18 protein-coding genes are annotated in these 19,315 nt (G+C 45.2%); 10 read left to right on the top strand and 8 right to left on the bottom strand.

What is annotated here, in order from left to right; all coding sequences use genetic code 11:
- Positions 1-69: 69 nt before the first annotated feature.
- Positions 70-1,317, bottom strand: a complete 1,248-nt coding sequence (locus tag DVG79_RS07515) for an MDR family MFS transporter (protein WP_114596171.1) — start codon at positions 1,315-1,317, stop codon at positions 70-72.
- A gap of 398 nt (positions 1,318-1,715) precedes the next feature.
- Here DVG79_RS07515 and DVG79_RS07510 point away from each other — a divergent pair, with 398 nt between their 5' ends.
- From DVG79_RS07510 to DVG79_RS07500, 3 genes are all read left to right on the top strand, one after another.
- Positions 1,716-3,302, top strand: a complete 1,587-nt coding sequence (locus tag DVG79_RS07510; RefSeq protein WP_012370017.1) for a peptide chain release factor 3 — start codon at positions 1,716-1,718, stop codon at positions 3,300-3,302.
- A gap of 121 nt (positions 3,303-3,423) precedes the next feature.
- Positions 3,424-3,906: a general stress protein gene (locus DVG79_RS07505; protein WP_233494556.1), complete on the top strand. Its 483-nt coding sequence runs from the start codon at positions 3,424-3,426 to the stop codon at positions 3,904-3,906.
- A gap of 121 nt (positions 3,907-4,027) precedes the next feature.
- Positions 4,028-5,122: an MBL fold metallo-hydrolase gene (locus DVG79_RS07500; RefSeq protein ID WP_114596169.1), complete on the top strand. Its 1,095-nt coding sequence runs from the start codon at positions 4,028-4,030 to the stop codon at positions 5,120-5,122.
- A 139-nt stretch (positions 5,123-5,261) separates the two neighbouring features.
- Here the strand turns inward: DVG79_RS07500 and DVG79_RS07495 are convergent, their stop codons facing one another.
- Positions 5,262-6,500: a purine/pyrimidine permease gene (locus DVG79_RS07495; protein ID WP_114596168.1), complete on the bottom strand. Its 1,239-nt coding sequence runs from the start codon at positions 6,498-6,500 to the stop codon at positions 5,262-5,264.
- Between the two features lie 106 nt (positions 6,501-6,606).
- Here DVG79_RS07495 and DVG79_RS07490 point away from each other — a divergent pair, with 106 nt between their 5' ends.
- Positions 6,607-7,425 carry a LysR family transcriptional regulator gene (locus DVG79_RS07490; RefSeq protein ID WP_114596167.1) on the top strand — a complete coding sequence of 273 codons (819 nt, stop codon included), beginning with the start codon at positions 6,607-6,609 and terminating at the stop codon, positions 7,423-7,425.
- 65 nt (positions 7,426-7,490) lie between these two features.
- On the top strand, positions 7,491-8,681 hold the full coding sequence (locus DVG79_RS07485) for an RtcB family protein (RefSeq protein ID WP_114596166.1): 1,191 nt from the start codon (positions 7,491-7,493) through the stop codon (positions 8,679-8,681).
- 23 nt (positions 8,682-8,704) lie between these two features.
- Here DVG79_RS07485 and DVG79_RS07480 read toward each other — a convergent pair whose 3' ends face one another.
- Positions 8,705-9,196, bottom strand: coding sequence for a GNAT family N-acetyltransferase (locus DVG79_RS07480; RefSeq protein WP_114596165.1), 492 nt, complete (start codon positions 9,194-9,196; stop codon positions 8,705-8,707).
- Between the two features lie 110 nt (positions 9,197-9,306).
- Here DVG79_RS07480 and DVG79_RS07475 point away from each other — a divergent pair, with 110 nt between their 5' ends.
- Together DVG79_RS07475 and DVG79_RS07470 are read left to right on the top strand one after the other, a co-directional pair.
- Entirely contained in the window at positions 9,307-9,804 is a 498-nt protein-coding gene (locus DVG79_RS07475) for a cysteine hydrolase family protein (RefSeq protein WP_114596164.1), read from the top strand.
- 23 nt (positions 9,805-9,827) lie between these two features.
- Positions 9,828-10,610: a hypothetical protein gene (locus DVG79_RS07470; protein ID WP_114596163.1), complete on the top strand. Its 783-nt coding sequence runs from the start codon at positions 9,828-9,830 to the stop codon at positions 10,608-10,610.
- Between the two features lie 61 nt (positions 10,611-10,671).
- Here DVG79_RS07470 and DVG79_RS07465 read toward each other — a convergent pair whose 3' ends face one another.
- The 4 genes from DVG79_RS07465 to DVG79_RS07450 form a co-directional block, all read right to left on the bottom strand.
- Complete coding sequence (locus tag DVG79_RS07465; protein ID WP_114596162.1) at positions 10,672-11,214, bottom strand: NADPH-dependent FMN reductase; 543 nt, start codon at positions 11,212-11,214, stop codon at positions 10,672-10,674.
- Positions 11,215-11,292: 78 nt separating this feature from the next.
- A complete protein-coding gene (locus tag DVG79_RS07460) occupies positions 11,293-12,276 on the bottom strand; it encodes a ring-cleaving dioxygenase (RefSeq protein ID WP_114596161.1) in 984 nt (327 codons plus the stop codon).
- A 57-nt stretch (positions 12,277-12,333) separates the two neighbouring features.
- Positions 12,334-12,768: a MarR family winged helix-turn-helix transcriptional regulator gene (locus tag DVG79_RS07455; protein ID WP_114596160.1), complete on the bottom strand. Its 435-nt coding sequence runs from the start codon at positions 12,766-12,768 to the stop codon at positions 12,334-12,336.
- Between the two features lie 170 nt (positions 12,769-12,938).
- Positions 12,939-13,676, bottom strand: a complete 738-nt coding sequence (locus tag DVG79_RS07450; RefSeq protein WP_114596159.1) for an alpha/beta hydrolase — start codon at positions 13,674-13,676, stop codon at positions 12,939-12,941.
- Positions 13,677-15,245: 1,569 nt separating this feature from the next.
- Between DVG79_RS07450 and DVG79_RS07440 the strand changes: the two genes are divergently transcribed.
- The 3 genes from DVG79_RS07440 to namA all read left to right on the top strand — a co-directional run bounded on the left by DVG79_RS07440 (position 15,246) and on the right by namA (position 17,927).
- Positions 15,246-15,557: an ArsR/SmtB family transcription factor gene (locus DVG79_RS07440; RefSeq protein WP_114596158.1), complete on the top strand. Its 312-nt coding sequence runs from the start codon at positions 15,246-15,248 to the stop codon at positions 15,555-15,557.
- Positions 15,558-15,743: 186 nt separating this feature from the next.
- Complete coding sequence (locus DVG79_RS07435; protein WP_114596157.1) at positions 15,744-16,658, top strand: alpha/beta hydrolase; 915 nt, start codon at positions 15,744-15,746, stop codon at positions 16,656-16,658.
- Between the two features lie 249 nt (positions 16,659-16,907).
- The gene (namA, locus tag DVG79_RS07430) at positions 16,908-17,927 is read left to right on the top strand and encodes an NADPH dehydrogenase NamA (protein WP_114596156.1); all 1,020 of its coding nucleotides are present in this window, start codon (positions 16,908-16,910) and stop codon (positions 17,925-17,927) included.
- Positions 17,928-18,582: 655 nt separating this feature from the next.
- On the opposite strand, the gene DVG79_RS07425 is transcribed toward namA, so the two are convergent.
- Positions 18,583-19,080 (bottom strand): hypothetical protein, encoded by a 498-nt coding sequence (locus DVG79_RS07425; RefSeq protein WP_114596155.1) that lies wholly within the window; start codon positions 19,078-19,080, stop codon positions 18,583-18,585.
- Between the last annotated feature and the right edge of the window lie 235 nt (positions 19,081-19,315).

Here is a 19,315-nt window from a genome sequence, read left to right as displayed (position 1 = left end):
ACCGGATACTTTTGACGAGTGTCTGGTTTGGGGTTTCTATATTAAATGAGTAAAAAAAACTACTTTAATTTATGCGGATTGAGACAACCGTTTCGCGCGTTGGATCGAGCGGTCGAGCGCGAGATAAACAAGTCCGGACAAACAACAGGCGACACCGACACCGGCAAGCGCGTATTGTCCGTTTCCGGAGTCGAGGAACAAGGAACCAAGTAACGGCGCCGTGACTCCACCAATCAGCCACTGGATACTGGCGGCACCGTTATACGTTCCGCGCAAGTGTTCCGGGGCGATCAAAGCGATGAATGTCATCTGGACCGGTGACATAATCATCTCACCGAGTGTATAGAGGGCGTAGATGACCAGTAAAATCGTCACGAGCACGATATAGCCGGTTCCAAGCGAAAACAGATACGACGGGATGAACGCAAGTAATATCATCCCGAGTCCGAAGATGCTGGCGCCAAGCAACATGACTTTGCCGAAGGCTTTACCGGACAAGCGGGCGGCGACCGGGAACTGGAACAGGACGACCATGATGCCGTTCAGTCCCATCAGGTACGGGAACGGATTTTTATCATTCGGCAGTCCCGGCAAGGCTTCCTTCAGGAAAACCGGCAACATGCTTTCAACGAGGGCGAAGCCCATCGAGATAAAGACACCAGCTGCAATGAAAATCACGAAAACATGATCTTTCCGCAGGACGGTGAAAGCCGACAGCTTTGGTTCGTCGTGCGTGTGTTCGATCTGATCCGGTTTGGTTTCCTGGATGAAAACTAACAAGACGAGGGCATACAGGAAAAAGACGGCGGCAGCAGCGTAAAAAATCAGCGACCGGTCGATGAACAGGACGGCACTTCCGATCAACGGTCCGAACGCAGCTCCGACATTATGTCCCATCCGGAGCAACCCAAACGATTCATTAAGCCGTTCCGGCGGTGTGACATCGGCGACCATGGCGCTTGCTGCCGGGTGGAACAAGGAATTCGTCAGACCGAGCAAGGCATTCATCAATAATAACGGCCAAAACGAATCAGCGAACGAAAAGCCGATCAACGCGATGACATCCCCGACGATCGAGATGACCATCAGCGGTTTACGTCCGTACAGGTCGGCGAGATAGCCGCCGAGGAACGAACCGAACAGGGACGTGATTGGACCGGTCGCCATGATGAGGCCGACTAAAAAATACGAATCAAGCTGTTCCGAATAATAGAGAACAAGAAATGGTGCAATCATGAACATCATGACGCCGGTAATCGTTTCCCCGACGAACCGGATCCAGATGTTACGGTCAAGCTGTTTTAGTGCAGTAAACATAAACAAAACCCCTTATATTTCCGTTTTTAGACCATGAAAAAGACGGATACGCACAAATATGGGCATACCCGTCCTGATATAAGAGGGCAGCATGTACGTATACGCATACGTACACCCTGCTTAATTGAAAATTAAACGATTGGGTGACGTACAGTTGTAGCCAATACGTAAATCGGTTGTTGCTGATTAAATGATTGTGACATTGTACGTCTCCTCCTTCTTGTAATAGTAACTTCCTCGTCATCGTATAGAACATCAGGCTGGGTTGTCAATACAAAATCTGAAAATTAAGTCAACAATGTGAAATGGACGAGACTGCGAAAATTCGGTATGATAGACTAGTTGCGAAAAAGTATCTGTATCGAGGTTGAATATATAGGTGAAAGGAATTAATATACATGACAAAACTACTTCAAACCGAAGTCGAGAAACGCCGGATCTTCGGCATCATCTCCCACCCGGATGCCGGGAAAACGACATTAACTGAAAAATTCTTGCTCCACGGTGGAGCAATCCGCGAAGCCGGATCCGTCAAGGCACGGAAAAACTCGAAATTTGCGAAATCCGACTGGATGGAGATCGAAAAACAACGGGGAATCTCCGTTACTTCTTCCGTCATGCAGTTCGAATATGACAAAAAAATCGTCTCGATCATGGATACACCGGGTCACTCCGATTTCGGGGAAGACACATACCGGATCCTGACAGCCGTCGACTCGGCGATCATGGTCATCGATGCGGCGAAAGGGATCGAGTCCCAAACGAAGAAACTGTTCCAGGTCTGCCGGATGCGTGGTATTCCGATCTTTACTTTCATCAACAAGATGGACCGTCAAGCACGTGACCCGCTCGAATTGATGGAAGAGCTCGAAGAAGTCCTCGGGATTCCGTCGGTTGCGGTCACATGGCCTGCAGGATCCGGACAACAGTTCGAAGGTGTCTACGACCGTGTCAACGAGAAGTTCCACTGCTTTAAAAACGATCGTCTGACGATTGATCTCGGCGAAGAAGGACTCGCAAACGATCAGTTAGCCTCAACGATCAACAATGAAATGTACGACACGTTAGTCGACGAAGTTGATTTACTCGACGGAGCCGGCAATGAATACAATGAAGAATTGATTGCGAAAGGTGAATTGACTCCGGTCTTCTTCGGTTCTGCCTTAGTCGACTTCGGGATCACACCGTTGCTTGAGCATTATCTCAACTTGTCACCGTCACCGACTCCGCGTGAGTCGAACAAAGGACAAATCGAGCCGGCACAAGATTTCTTCAGCGGTTTTGTCTTCAAAATCCAAGCAAACATGAACCCGAATCACCGTGACCGGATCGCGTTCGTCCGGATTTGTACCGGTAAGTTCGACCGTGGGATGGAAGTCGTCCTGACGCGGACCGGCAAAAAGATGAAGCTGTCGCAATCGACACAGTTCATGGCAGATGAGCGGGAAACGGTCAACGAAGCGTTTGCCGGCGATGTCATCGGTCTGTACGATTCCGGCAACTACCAAATCGGCGATACAATCACGAACGGTGATCCGAGCCTGCAGTACGAGGCCTTGCCGACGTTCGCACCGGAACTGTTCCTGAAAGTTTTTACGAAAAACGCCCTGAAATCAAAACAGTTCCAAAAAGGTGTCGAACAGCTCGCACAAGAAGGAGCCATTCAAGTCTATAAGACGGAATACAACGAAATCATCCTCGGCGCGATCGGACAACTTCAATTCGAAGTCTTCGAACACCGTCTCAAAGGGGAATACGGCGTAGACATCTTAAAAGATGCGGCAAACTTCCAGGTTGCGAAGTGGGTCAAAGTGACAGAAATCAGTGAAGTCAAGAAGTTGACGGATTCACGGACTGTCCTCGTCTACGACCGCTGGGAAAACCCGGTTCTCTTGTTTGCGAATGATTTCGTCTACGAACGATTCGTTCAGAAAAACGACGGTGTCATCACACTCGTTGATTCACCACAATTACTCAAAGACTAATCTGTTAAAACGTATCTTTCGGTTCACCGGAAGATACGTTTTTTTCGTTTTGAGATCCGAAAAGAAGGGTAAAAATTGGAGTCTGTAAATTCATATCTCTGTGAGAGGAATGGTGTTGACGATGGCGAAAAAATTTATCGGCATTTTTCATGATGAATCGAGTTTACATCAAAAAATGCAAGCACTAAAACAGCAAGGACATAAAGATTCTGATTTTTCAGTAGTGGGACGGGATGATGCAACAGATGAAACATCGGGTGCGTCCTGGATCGACCAAATCAAATCAAAGTTCAGTCATGAGCCGCCGCTTCGGGAAACACTAAAGCGGGTCGGTCATTCCGATCATGAAGCGGAACGCCATTACCAGGAAGTCGAGCGGGGAGGAATCGCATTGTTCGCAAAAGACCGGCACGATGAACATGACCATACACATGATCACAATCACGACCATGATCACGACCATTTACATGATCATTCTAACGATGAGAATGACCGTCACGGCGGAAAAGTCGCAAATCCGGGCATCAATGATTATGAATCAGAGCATTCGGATGATCACGACAAGAGCGACCGTTCAAAATGGAAAGCCGACGATGTAGATTAATAAACCGGGACGCCAAGCTGAGCTTTTCAGTTTGGCGTCTTTTTTTGAGAAGTGAAGTTTGTTCATTACCGCTTTAAAAATCGCCGGTGCTATACTGAACGTATCAAAGAGGTGAAGAAAAATGAAAAAAACAGTCGCAACACTCGCAACACTCGCTGGTCTCGGCGTTCTCGGAGCGGTCTTCATGACCCGTTATCCGTTGTTCGGTCGCCGACCATCGAAGACAGATCAACAGCGTTATGCCCGTTCGGCTCAGTTTTCGAACGGAAAGTTTCAAAATGAACTGCCATTCCAATTAAAGATGGAATGGGACACAATGAAAAGTATCTTAAAAGATTACGGACGGGAGCTGCCGTCGTTAAAACCGGTCAAACCGTTGCCGGTTGTTCCGTTTGAACAACGGACGGACGGAACGGAACCGCGCGTAACCTGGTTCGGTCACTCGGCGTTCCTGCTTGAACTCGATCAGCAGACGATTTTCTTTGATCCGATGCTCGGACGTGCTCCGTCACCGTTCCCGAAACTCGGGGGTGGACGGTTCCAGACGACGGCACAGGTCGATCTGGATGCCTTACCACCGATTGATCTCGTCATCTATTCACATGACCATTATGATCACTTGGATTATCATTCGGTCCTGGCGTTAAAAGATCGTGTCGGTCAATTCATCGTCCCGCTTGGTGTCGCGAGTCGTCTGAAAGGCTGGGGTGTCGATCCGGCCCGGATTACGGAACTCGATTGGCATGAATCGGTTGAGACGAACGGTCTCCGCCTGACGGCAACACCGGCCCGGCACTACTCTGGTCGCAACGGGCTCGATCAATTTTCGACGCTTTGGGCGTCATGGGTGATTGAGGGCTCGAAAAAAATCTTCTTCAGCGGCGACAGCGGGTATGGTCCTCACTTCAAAGCCATTGGGGAACAATATGGTCCGTTTGATTTAACGATCATGGAATGCGGACAATACGACACCCGTTGGTCGAGTTCGCATATGTTGCCGGAACAGACGCTCGCCGCGCATCTCGATGTCAAAGGGGACGTGATGATTCCCGTCCACTGGTCGGCGTTTACGCTGGCGTTTCATCCGTGGTTCGAACCGGTTGAACGCGTCCTGAAGGAAGCAGCGAAACACGACGTACCGGTCGTGACCCCGATGATTGGTGAAAGTGTTACGGCTACGAGCCAGACGCGTAAATGGTGGCGCGAGGTACGATAAAGTAATCCTCGTATTCTTTTCCTGTAGGAGTCACGGGAAGAAGCCGAGTTTAATAGACTGTTTTCATATGATTTCAAACACAAAATCCCCACTCTGTCGCATTTTGCGAGAAAGTGGGGATTTTACTTTGACGTACAAATCAACTGGCAAGTCGATCAGATTTAGCATCACGTCGTGAACGCAAACGCTCGATGACTTCAAAACCGAGCACAAGCATCGTACCGATCAATAAGCCGTTACTGAAGAATGGACGTAACGTCAACGGGAGGATTTCCGCCAGGACCGTCGATTGCAATAAGATACTGATGCCGATGACGGCACAAATCGCAAAAGCATGCTTCCGGCGACTGGTCGTCATACTGCTTTCAGCGGACTGCCAGGCAATCAGGAACATGTGCGGTAACGTTGCGAGCAAAGCCGCACTGGCGACACTGCGGGGCAATGTTGCGATGATCCCGATGATGCTCGGGAAAAACCCGATCAGGGCGATGACAAGTGAGGCAATCAAAAATGGCCGGCGTTCCTTACTTCCCGTCTGGGCGATGAAACCACTTGTGATCGGCAACGGGACCGGAACGAGCGTCGAGAACGTCGCCGCGATCAAGTGAATGATTCCTTCGATGGTCAGTCCTTGATTCAAGGCCCCTTTTTTCTGAATCGTCGCTTCGACGGCGCTGAGCGCGGCAATCAGGTTGACGATCAAAAGAATCGCAAACGGAATCGCGACGAGAAACGCACTGCCGTCAAATTGCGGCATCCCGAACGGTAAAGCCGTCGGAACGGCGAAGACACCGGACGCTTCCGGTAACGACGGACGGCTGACCAACCAGCCGACGACGATGCCGATCATCAAGGCGAATGGCCGGAGACGTGCCGGACCAAACTGGCTGAGTCCAAGGACGAGCAGGAATGTCAGCATGCCGGCAAGACGTGTTGCTTCGACGGCGAGAACGGCACCGAGCATGACGCCGGTCAATTGAATACATAATAAAAGCAAAAACGTTCCGCTGACGAGCGGCGTAAAGACCGGTAATAAAAAGCGCGTCCATCCCGTCAACCCGAGGAAAATCAGGACAATGCCGGCGATGACGACAGCGGCCATCGCAATCGTGAAGGCCGTCTTTGAATCGACCGGCAACGCGGCGATGACAACAAAGATACTGACCCATGAACCGGCCGGACCGGATACGATCGGTAACCGGTGACCAAACGTTCCGTGAAGGAAACAGGCGATTCCTCCAACAAAGAAGGATCGTTGAACAAGTGCGGCCGTCTCGACACTTGAGAGGTCAAACAGGCTCGCGACGACGATTGGCAAGGCAATCGTATTGGCTAATAAGAAAATAATCCACTGGACCGTGGACGTCGTACGTTTCACAAAAATCGTCTCCTTTAAAAATCGCTGATTTCAGCATCGTATCATATGATTGATGTTATGATTCATACATATTTATGACTAAAAACATATGAAAGAGATGATGAATATGGATTTACGCCAATATCGGTATTTTTGCGCGGTCGTTGAAGAACAATCCGTCACACGGGCGGCGGAACGACTGCGGATGGCACAGCCTGCGTTGACCCAACAAATTCGGAAGATGGAAGAGTTGCTTGGTGTACGGCTGATTGAACGGGCGGGACGCGGCATCCGGATTACGGCGAGCGGCGAGCGGCTGTATGAACGGGCCGTCTCCTTGTTGCGGTATGAAGCGGAAACCCGGATTGAAGTCAGTGACATCAAGGAAGGACGGACCGGCATCTTACGGATCGGGGTCAATACGTTGTCCGCCGGTCGATTGACGGGATGGGTGCAAGAGATGAAACGACGACATCCCCGGATCACGTTGCAAATTCATCAGGGCGAGTCCGCTGCCTTGATTGATCGTTTGAAGGATCATGCGATCGACGTGGCACTCGTCCGGCTGCCGATTGAGGCGCAAGGGGTCACGATCGAGTGGATGGAAGAGGAACCATTTTACCGAGTCCATCATCCTGATTTCCCGGACGCCGACGTCATTATTCCGAGTCAGGAAGGACTGGGAGTCTTTCAGACGCTCAGCCAGCAGTTCGGGGTCGTCTCGCAGGAAACCTGTTCCGACGTCTTGACCTTGATTGGACTTGTCCGGTGCGGACAAGCCGTGACACTGTTACCGGAAAGTACACTTCGCGAGCTCGACATGACGGGACTTGTTCAGGAACGGTTACCGGACGCGACGAGTACGACGGCTCTTGTCTGGTTGACGGAAGACGGGCAATCCGCCTTAACGCAACAATTTCTGACAATTGTTCACGAACGAGAATAAATTGTTAAAAAAGGGATTTTGTAGGATACTTGAAAAAAGAGTGGAGTGAACAGGGGGAGAACAAGATGAAGACGATCCGTGGAAAATACGGCGAAGCGAAAATTTTTACACATAATGTCGATGATATGACGATTGAACAGGTGACAGGCATGCTGAATGAAAATATTGCCGTCGACGGGAATGTCCGAATCATGCCCGATTGTCACGCGGGCAAGGGATCGGTCATCGGAACAACAATGCGGATTCACGATAAAGTCGTGCCGAATCTCGTTGGGGTGGATATCGGTTGCGGGATGTTATGTACACAGATTATACGAAACGAAACAGCCGGCATCGACTATGACAAACTGGATGCAACAATTCAGGAACTGGTGCCGAGTGGCATGTCCGTCCGTAATCAGCCGCATCGGTTGTCGGAACAGATTCCGTTTGATCAAGTGTTGGCACCATTTAACGAAACACGGGCCCGATTATCAATCGGCACGTTAGGCGGTGGAAACCACTTCATCGAGCTGAATGCGGACGAGGAAGACAATCTGTATCTCGTCATTCATTCCGGCAGCCGAAACCTCGGGAAAACGATTGCCGAGCATTATCAAAAGCTGGCGGAAAGCTCACAATTCACGGTCGATACAGAAACAATCGTCGCCTCGCTGAAAGATCAGGGTCGGGAGCAGGACATTCAAACAACGTTGGTCGAGCTGAAGAGTCAGTTCAATGAAACAAATAAAGATTTAGCCTACGTGTCCGGTTCCGATATGGACAATTACTTACATGACTTAAAAATCGCTCAAAAGTACGCAGCGTTGAACCGTCAAGCGATGACCGACGTCATTGTTGAAGCGATGGGCTGGTCGGTCACGGAACAGTTTGATACGATCCATAACTACATCGATCTCGAGCAGATGATTCTCCGGAAAGGTGCGATTTCAGCGCAAGCCGGTGAAGTCGCCATCATTCCGATGAACATGCGCGATGGTTCATTGATTGTCAGAGGAAAAGGGAATCCGGACTGGAACTATTCCGCACCCCACGGAGCCGGACGCATCATGTCCCGCTCAAAAGCCTTCAAATCAGTGGACTTGAAGGAATTTGAGGAGACGATGCAGGATGTCTGGTCGAGTTCGGTCGTCGAATCGACACGCGATGAGTCGCCGTTTGTCTATAAGCCGATGGAGGAAATCATCCGGAACACAGAGGACACGGTTGAGTTACTCCAAGTCATTAAACCACTTTATAACTTTAAGGCAAAATGATGGGCGAAAGTCCGGCGTCTTGCTCACTGACAGATGAACTGGTGGCTGTCTTGATTGCAACTACCTGTCGTGAACCCGGCTGTTAAGAGAACGGACTGCGAGGCCCGGTTGTCGGGTGCGGTATAGGCACAAACCTGTTTGACTTTCATGTCCTGCAGTCCAAATCGGGTAACCGTTTTGACAGCTTCCGTCATGTAGCCGTGGCCGCGGAAGTCTGCTTTGAGTACATAACCAATTTCGGCGATGTTGTTTTGGTAGCCTCTGCAAAAACAGCAGTTGCCGATGAATTCGCCGGTCGACTTTAAGTACAGTCCCCACGTGATGCCGTCCCCGTTGAGGTAATCAAGAGCAATTTGACTCAAGATCCGGACGACGTCGTGACTGTTTTCTGCCTGTTGCCCGTCATAGGCCGTAATTTCAATCATGTGGTTTGCTTCGCTTAAGCGGATTTCCCTTAACAGGAGCCGTTCGCTCGTCAGTTCAGGAAAGACGTCAAAATAATATTTTTCTTTCACGCGGCATGTCTCCTTTAATCTGCTTCTTACCTCAAGTGTACGTTATTCGATCGGAACCGGAAACATTCATCAGAACGAAAAATCCGTTTATTCATTCAGGAGGAGTTTACATGCAAAAGAAAGCCTTGGTCGTCATCGATATTCAAAATGACATGACAAAAAACTACAAAGAAGTCATCGGGACGATCAATCAGTCAATCGATTGGGCAGTTGGACAGGACATGCATGTGGTCTACATCCGGCACGAGAATTTATCAGCCGGGACAAGAACGTTTAAAACCGGGACGCGTGGTGCCGAGTTGGCACCGGATTTAAAGATCGTGTCGGATCACATTTTCACGAAATATAAGGGGAATGCCTTAACAAGTGAAGCCTTCGCAGCATTCATTGCGCAACATGACATCACCGGCTTTTATCTGACCGGTGGAGATGCAACGGCTTGCGTCAAATCGACGTGCTTTAACTTACGGAAACTGGAGTATGACGTGACGGTGATCACGGACGGCATCACAAGTTACGACAAAAAGAAACTTCCAGAGATGGTCGAATATTACGCAAAAAAGGGCAGTCATATCGTTCAGTTGAATGATTTAATTTCTGTTAATTAACGATGTTGAAGGAGAATTTTAATATGAAAAACATAATCAAAGGACTAATGACTTTGTCCATGGTCTTTGTTCTATTATTGACGAGTTATCCGTCAAACAAAGCCGAGGCAAAAACCAAAAAGGAAACACAGCATGACACCTTTAAAAAGTTGAAAATGAATGCCTCGATGACCAGTGTTGCGGAAGTCATGTATGGCAAGAACTATAAAAAACATCTGTGTGACCGCTCAGAAGATGAGGTGAAAGTTAATCTTTTTTGCAGTGGTGAATTGAACGATTCCAATACATATGATAAAAGCGGGAAGCTGAAATATTTGAAGTATGAATTTTATTTGTACCCAGATTCAAAGGTACCGAATGAATCAGACAATCCGGATGAAGTGACGTTCCAAACCGTCCGGATGTTGCTCGTATTTAAGTCGAAAGAACACAGCAAGCAGTTAAAACTCGTCGAAAAACATTGGTTTGACTCATCCGCTGTCACTTCCAAACGTGTCTATAACAATCAAAAGATTAAAAAAGGCATGACGAAAAAGCAGTTGGATGCGGTGATGACAGGGACAGGGATTGGGAAACATGAAAGAGTCTCGTATATCGACTATTCAAAAGTCGGGAAGCAGACCGGTAAACAACAACCTGTTTTTCCAAAGGCGTACAAGACGTATTCTTATTCTGTCTTGAACCAGAAAGAGAATGTCCTCTATTATTTCGAAACGAAGTACAGTCGAACGAAAAAAGAGTACGTGGTTTCGTATGTCGATACGTGGAATGAAGATAGTGGAAGGAAGATAATAAATGAAAAATGAGAGAACTCCTGGGATGAAGGAGTTCTCTCGTTTTCTTAAAAGAATAGTTTTGTTTTAATGATCAACGAATCGTTTTTAAAGCGTCAGCCCAAGGAATGACCTGGTCGAGCATTTGGTTGACGGAATCTGCCTGAACGGGTGCTGCTTTTAACACAGCTCCATTCTCAAAGTCAGTGAACAGTGAGAGGGCAGGGTGGACGCGGACGTCTGCAATCAACAATTCGCCTAAGATCCCGCGTAAATGTTCTGCTGCCCGGGCACCGCCGACCGAACCGTACGAGACGATACCGGCTGCTTTATTGTTCCACTCGACACGAAGGTAATCGAGGGCATTTTTTAAGGATGCGGAAATCGAATGGTTGTATTCCTGAACGATGAAGACAAAGCCGTCTTGCGCAGCAATCGCTTCAGACCAAGCAGCTGCACCGGATGCATCGCCGTCTTTTTCACCGAGCAGCGGTAATTTGTAATCGGCGATGTCAATGATCGTATAGTTGGCGTCCCCACGGTTGTCCGCGAGTTCTTTGACCCAGTTGCCGACCTGCGGGCTTAAGCGACCTTCACGTGTTGATCCTAAGATAATCCCAATGTTTAACTTTGTCATGTTCGTTTCCTCCTCTAATTGTGGTGTTTCCTTTGAACCAAATATTTTACTGAAGATATTCAAATTAATTCCTCCGGATTATAGATATTCTTTTTCGATTGTCCGCGTGCTGCGGACGGTATCAATCGGACGGACCATTTGTTCGATTTGTTGACGTTGCGACTCGAGGAACGGTGGTAATGATAATTTCTCTCCGACTGTTTCGTACGGCTCATCGCCCAGGAAGCCGGGACCATCCGTTGCCCATTCGAACAGAATGCCTTGGGCGACACGTGCATACAATGATTCGAAGAAGAAACGATCGACGTAGCCGGATGTGTTGAATCGTAAGTTTTGCATGCGGCTGATCCATTCATTTAAAGCGGCTGTATCTTCGACCCGAAACGCAACATGGTGAACGGTACCAAATCCTTGCTGTCCACTTGGAAGGAGGAGGTTATGTTCGACGATGACTTGAGCGCCGTTTCCGCCTTCGCCCATTTCAAACAGATGCAGTGATCCGGCTTTATCGATTTCCCGCATCAGCATCGCTTTTTCCAATACTTCTTTTAACCGGTCAAATTCGGCAATCCGGATGTGGATCGGACCTAAACCGGTGATGGCAAATTCTAATGGAACCGGACCATTTTGCCATGGAATGCCGGAGGCAATGCCTTTGTTGTGTTCATCTGAAATCAGCATGTATTGCTGATCGTCGAAATCAACGAACGAGAGGGTTTTCTTCCCAAATTGTTCTTTGATGCCGCGATGTTTGACGTCATATTTGTCAAACCGTTTGATCCAGTAGTCAAGTGCTTCGTCCGTCGGCACGCGAAAAGCGGTTTTGTAGATTTCGTTTGTGCCGTGTGTTCCTTTCGGGATGCCCGGAAAATCAAAGAATGTCATATCGGTGCCGGCGGATCCTTTGTCGTCGGCGAAAAACAGATGGTAGGTCTGAATATCATCCTGGTTTACCGTCTTTTTGACCAAACGCATGCCTAAGACGTTGGTGAAGAACGCATAATTTTTCTCGGCACTGCTCGTGATGGCCGTTACGTGGTGGATTCCTTTTAATTCGTTCATCTAAATCGCTCCCTTAGTTGTTATTATCTCGAATTCGAGATATATAGGTAAAAAAATTTAATGATTTTGGGCTTGGTAGCCTATTTTTTTAGCAGTCTTAATGAACAATTCAATTTCCGCCTGGTCAATCCCTTGAAAAACCTGATTAATAGCTTGTTCATGTTCCGGGAAAATCGTATCCATCAAGTTTTGACCGTCTGGGGTGAGTTCCGCAAATGTCACACGCCGATCCTCCGGACAGGCTTTACGGGCGACGTAATTCTTTTTTTCGAGCTTATCGATGACGTAGGTGATGCTGCCGCTGGTAATCAATACTTTTTTCCCAATCAGTTGAATCGGTTGCCTTCCTTTATGATACAGCAACTCGAGTACCGAAAAATCTGTCGGATTTAAACCCGATTTAGCGACATCCTGTTTGATGACTTCATGAAGCGCATCGACGGCGCGAACCATGACCGTCAGTGCTTTTAAGTTCGGATTCGGCTGTTCCATTTCGTTCACCTCTTTTATCTTCAATTCATATATCTTTAATTCGAGATAAATATACCATCTGTTTTTTATGGCGTCAATTGTTTTGATTGGTTTCTGATTACAGATCTATACAGCAGAATGAAAAGAGACAGCCCGCTGAGTGCGGACTGCCTTTAAAGGGGATAAATACATCACCAGCTCAGTTCGTTTAAAAACGCAAGAATGTCTTGATTGACTGCGTTCATATCTTTTCCTAGCGTCATTAAATGTTTCGAATTCGCAAATCCGTTAATCGTTTTTTGATCCGAAGTTACGCTTTGGAAAATCTTCTCGGCACTCGTCATGTATGAGGGATCATCCAATTCCCCATACATGACGCAAACAGGAGAGACGATCGACGTTAAATGGTCTCGCGTCCGGTTAATGAGTTGTTCGAAGTCGGTCAGCGATTCAAAAGGGAGATGATCCAGTTCAGCCATTTCAGAGGCAATCTGTTTGTCATCTTTCCCTTCGAGCTGTTTATAGCGCTTGGCGTAATAAAGGATTCGTTCCTTTAGGAGGGCTGCTTCCTTATCCATCGGTACGGACAGGGTGACTACACCGTTGATTTGCAACTCCTGTGCCGTTTTTAAAGCAAGAACACCACCCAGGGAGAGACCGACGACTGCTATATGTTCAAATCCTTTGTCTTTCAACAGCTGATAACCGTCGAGAACATCTTGCCACCAGTCAGTTGGTCCGTAGTTCAGAAGTTCTTCTGCCGGTAAACCGTGTCCACTGAGTGTCGGAGCGTAGCAGGAGTACTGATTTTGTTGCAGGTAGCGGCCAAGCTTTTTCATGTCGTTCGGATTGCTGGTGAAGGAATGCAAAAGTAGAACGGCTCTTTCGCCACCTTCATAATAAAAGGGTTTTGGAGGCAATAGTCTCATGGAAAGGAATTCCTCATTTCATAGTTTTTATTATAAGATGAATTGTAATATTAAGTGCAACACCTAACTGAAAACACAAAAAAACTCATAACGCCTCGTGTAGAATGTTAAACTGTGCCTATTCATACTATGCGTAAACGATATATAGAACGGTTTAAGGTGCTCTAGTCCGATTATTCTCCATTTGATTTTAGTAGGATATTGCGAAACTACTGAAAGGAAAGTGATTCCCTTATGGAGAAACTAAATTTCTTTAAGCGGATGGTGAAGATATTATCTGTACTGCTAACCTGGTTAATGGGACTGGTAACATTTCTTCATCATTTCTTAGGTGCAGCCTACTACGTTTTAAACCTCATTCATTGAAAACAAGGGGGATTCTGCCTCCGTACATGTATTTTTGACGCATTATATATTTGTACTTCTTTACATTTGTCCATTTATAGATTTGCAGAATCGTAATCATATACCTTTTAAAAGTCTTTTAAAAGGTATATGACAGAGTAAATAAAAGGGAGGTAATGATTATGGATATGAGAACACTCGATATTCCAACCACTTCAATTTCTGATGTCAAACGGTCGCCTATGGAAGCATTCCAAAGAGCTGACTGTGAAGCAGCTGGTGTCATGCTTACCCAATAGCAATACGAGTCACTAAATAAAGAAATTGAAGAATTGTACAGCCGATTAGATGATTTGACAGTCGAGATGCGACTATCCAATAAAAATGTCCGAACATATTCTGATTCAGAAGTTCGTGGAGCACGAGTCAATCCCCCATCTACTATTGATGAAATGGATGGGTGGGAATGAGAATTGTATCAGCTTGAGTGGACGCAGTATTCAAAGGGAGACTACGATGATCTCGACGGTAGTCAAAAGATATTCGTGGATAAGGCACTAGAACGAATCATTTTCAAAGGAATGGAGGCAGGACAGCAACTTAACGGAAACCTGTCTCATTGCAATAAGTTAAAAAAACAGGAAGATGGGGTAACGTGTTGTCTTTAGAGAAGTAGAAGGTAAACTGCAAATCATTCAGATTGTTGCTATCGGTAAAAGAGATAAAGATGAAATTTATAAAATTGCTGAAAAGCGTTTGTATTAAGTTTTTGAAGAGGATCACATGTAGTTACTTTTAAAGTATCAATATGATGATCCTTTTTGAACGTCTAGAAGAATGCCTGAGCCTAAGCTATAGAAAATTTAAAAATGACAAATAAATAGGGGAAATCACAACGGAAAAAAGGAGAGAACGCAAAAGGTTGTTTCCTCCTTTTTTATTAGGCGAACAATTCCAAACGAAATACTTGTATGAAAGATATTGGCGTTATGAATAAATTGAATGACTCCTATCTAGAAGTTTCTTTATAGCTGATTTTTTATAGCTTATTTACTATAAGACAAAAAAGGCGCGAATTAATAAAAGAGACGAACTCAAAACTTTTAGAGGGCAATGCATTTTGCTTTTGTCTGCTTAGAAGTTATATTGTAGTAGAAAGTATGCATATAGTTATTCTTAACATATAAAGAATAAAAAATTATAGGAAACGGAGAACTTAAACAAATGGATGAAATCAAAATTATAAAAGCCTTATCTAACGATACACGCCTCCAGATTTTTAAATGGTTAAAAGAGCCCGAAAAGAATTTCGAGCCACAGTCACATTCATTAAGCACCCATAATTTTATTGGCGGCGTTTGTGTAGCAAGCATTCAAAAAAAAGTGGACATTTCCCAATCCACGGTATCGAATTTCATGTCTATGCTTTATAAAAGCGGATTAGTGGAGGCTAAAAAAATCGGTCAATGGACGTATTACCGGCGGAATGAACAAACGGTTCAAAAATTAGCTGGCTGGATTAAAGACGAACTGTAAGGCTAAAACACACAGGCACCTTATGCGAACGAATTTCTTTATTAAGCTTCTAGTCTCTCAAATTTTTAAGTATAAAGAATTGACAGGATAAAAAAAGGAGGTTAGTATAATCTTTAATATCTATAAAAAGCGATTTAATAAATCTTTTTATATAGATGTATATAAATATAAAAGGAGTTTTTATAAATGAGCAACTACAAAGCTAGACAAAAAGCGAGTAACTTTTTTAAAGATAATATCCCGGACTTCTCTATACCTGTTGACGAACTGCGTGTGCAAGCTGAAAAAGCATATGGAACGTTACCTGTTGCTGAAGATGTAACGACAGAAAAAGTGGATATTTACGGGATGGAGGGCGAATGGCAAACTGTCCCTGAATCTCAGGATGATCGTGTTCTTCTTTACCTGCATGGTGGCGGATTCCTATTCGGAAGCATCTCAACTCATCGAGGTGAAACAAGTGAATTAGGGAGAGCAGCTAAAGCCCGTACACTTGCTATTAACTATCGCCTGTCACCTGAACATCATTTCCCTGCACCACTTGAAGACGCAATGAAAGCTTATACATGGTTACTAGATCAAGGCTATGACGAGAAAAATATTATTGTTGCCGGTGAATCTGCAGGCGGAAGCATGACTGCCGGTTTGTTGATGAACATTCGTGATAACCACCTGCCTCTTCCAGCAGCAGGCGTAATGATTTCTCCTTGGATTGATCTAGGACAAATTGGTGAAACGTATATAACAAAAGAAGGAATCGATCCGATGAATTCAAACGCAGGTGTTAAATACCTTGCAGAAACGTATTTAGATGGTGTTTCGCCTGAGGTTCCTTTAGCATCGCCAATCCACGGGGAATTAAGAGGACTACCCCCGATCTATGTAATGGTTGGAGAAGTTGAAGTTATGTTAAGTGAAGCGTTAACGTTCGTTACCAATGCAGCCTTGGCAGGAGTCGATATTAGATTCAGATCCTTCCCTGGCATGGTTCACAATTGGCCTGCATTCCATTCCTATCTCGAAGAAGGAAAAGAAGCTATTTTAAGTGCCGGAGCATTTATGGATGAAATTTATTCAAAACAAAAGAAATCGGCTCAGTAAAAAGAAAAGTGAATCATGTAAAGAAATGATTGTAAAAATTCTTTAGTTCATCAGTGAAGTGGCGAGACCTTATAGAGAAGTTACTCTCTCTAGGTTTCGCTTTTTTACATAAAAACTAAATGAATGGAACTAAACTCTATGCATGCAAAGGCGATGGATTGTGAAAACTATTCCTATCCATTTTTATCTTTTTAATGATAATTAAAAAATAATTCTTTATTCAATAATAGACGAAAGAAGTGTGAATCTATGCTGTTCAGCCCGTTCACGATTAAAGATTTGTCCTTGAAGAACCGGATTGTCATGTCACCGATGAGTATGTATGCATGTAAAGATGAAACCGGGATTGTTCAAGATTGGCACCGTATTCATTACCCAGCGCGTGCAATAGGAGGTGTTGGTTTAGTGATGGTAGAATGCTCTGCTGTTACTCTTCAAGGCCGAATGTCCCCTCAGGATTTAGGGATTTGGGGAGATGAACATATTGACGGATTAAAAAGTTTGGTTGCCCTTGTTAAAACAGCTGGCTCAGCTGTAGGTATTCAAATTAGCCATGCAGGCCGTAAAGCAAAAATAGACGGTCCCATTGTAGCCCCTTCGGCTATTTCTTTCAAAGAAGGTGAGAAAACGCCGGAAGAGCTTTCTATTACCCAAATCGAAAACATTGTGCAAGAGTTCAAAGAAGCAGCAGCTCGGGTTAGAAAAGCAGAATTTGATGTTCTGGAAATTCACGCAGCCCACGGCTATCTCATAAATGAGTTTCTTTCTCCTGTCACTAACCAGCGACAGGATGAATACGGCGGAACTGTAGAAAAACGCTTTCGCTTGTTGAAAGAGATTATTGAGAGCGTAAAAACAGAATGGAACGGACCACTTTTTGTCCGTGTTTCTGCCGATGAATTTGATACTGAAGGAAACTCACTTGATCATTACATTTACTACAGCCGACTTATGAAAGAAATGGGCGTCGACTTGATTGATGTCAGTGCCGGTGGGCTGATTAACTTCCGTCCGAAAACGTATCCAGGATATCAGGTGCCGTTGGCTGATGCAATCCGCAACGCTGCAGATGTCCCGACTGGAGCGGTAGGTTTAATTAAGCAAGCCGGACATGCAGAAGAAATTTTAAGAAATAAGAGAGCTGATCTTATTTTTCTAGGACGAGAACTTTTATGGAATCCACATTGGGCATATGCTGCCGCCCAGGAACTTGGAGTTGTACTAGAACTTCCACAGTCCTATTCTTGGTCATGGATTAAGAAACTATAAAGGGTTACTTTTGAAGAAGGTATACATTATCAAGCGCGAGTCAAAAAAATGATTGAAATATTGCAAAAAAGAGTGCCGTTTTCAAAACGGTACTCTTTTTTGGGGGGGATTAAAAAAAAGAGGTGAAGATAGATAGTTATAAGGAATTTTAAGGAGAATAATTTCTCTTGATAATAAAAGAGCAAAAGCAAACTAATCCTTTATTATCCGGTGTTGTAATTATATAAAACGGTCGTTTAATATAAAAAAATACTAATTACTAAAAAACCTAGTAAACGAAGCAAAAAATGTTGTATTTACTCGTATATTAATCAATGTCTATTTATGAACTGTAGATAACGTTTTATATAAAAAAACAGGGTCCGTGTTAAATATTTTTAGAAGATTAAATATTTACCATGCATTAGTAATGGATTTCGGTTCGCGATTGGTGCTAAATGTTACAGTTCGTTAAAAACTCAATACCTTTCTATATTAATTCAACTAATTCACTCTGAATACATCATTTAATTCACGACGCTCATTCAAAAGAAAAATTGTTATATAAACTAATTTACCTTATCACAAGTAAAATGAATAAGTCTCTACTAAAACTATCTACATCAAAAACGTCCCCGAAAAAGCGGGGACGAAATGTACACCTTATATTGTTAGTTCACACCGTCTCATCCGTAAACGTTTCACCGGTCCGGCGTACGGTCGCTCCGAGTTCCGCCGCAATCGCGTTGATCGCTTCCGAATCCTCGTTGACCTCACTGATGATGATGACGCCGTAGTGGTCGGGATTGATCTGGTTGAGTGTCCGGTTAAACAGATCAAACGAATCGCGTTCGTTTTTTTCGTCCCGGTTTGCGCCGATTAGGTATCCGGCGACGGAGCCGACGAGCATGCCGAATGGTCCACCGACGACGCCGACCGCCATTCCGATCAACGAGCCTTTAAACGATTGATCCTGTTGCGTGAAGTCGATCGCATCGATGAAGGAGAAGCCGTCCGTCTCATTGCGTTCGGCGAGGACCATCTGTTCCATTTCAATCTCTTTGATCGCTTCGAGATCCTTGATCATTTCAAAACCGGTTTTGGCTTTTTCCAGATCGTTGAAAATAATCGTCGTGACGACGTGCGTTGCATCGTTGTTTTTATATTGTGCCATAATTTCCGCCTCCAGAAAGTTCTGATGTCGTTCTACAATTTAGTAGTACCCGTAACAGAACCATTAAAAACTAGAAAGCGCGTGTCATCATAAGCATATGATTGATATAGTTTCTCAATTAGGTGATAAGTAAAACTTATTGAAGGTCTTTTGTTCTTTCAAATTGTAACGGGGCTCATATTATACTATGATAGAGCTGTACAAGTAAGCGGTATCAGGGGCTTGATGTCGTCAA

This window comes from Exiguobacterium sp. RIT594 (assembly GCF_003339585.1).
Lineage (GTDB): Bacteria > Bacillota > Bacilli > Exiguobacteriales > Exiguobacteriaceae > Exiguobacterium_A.
Note: the sequence above shows the minus strand (reverse complement) of the source record. Positions and strands in the feature narration are given on the sequence as shown.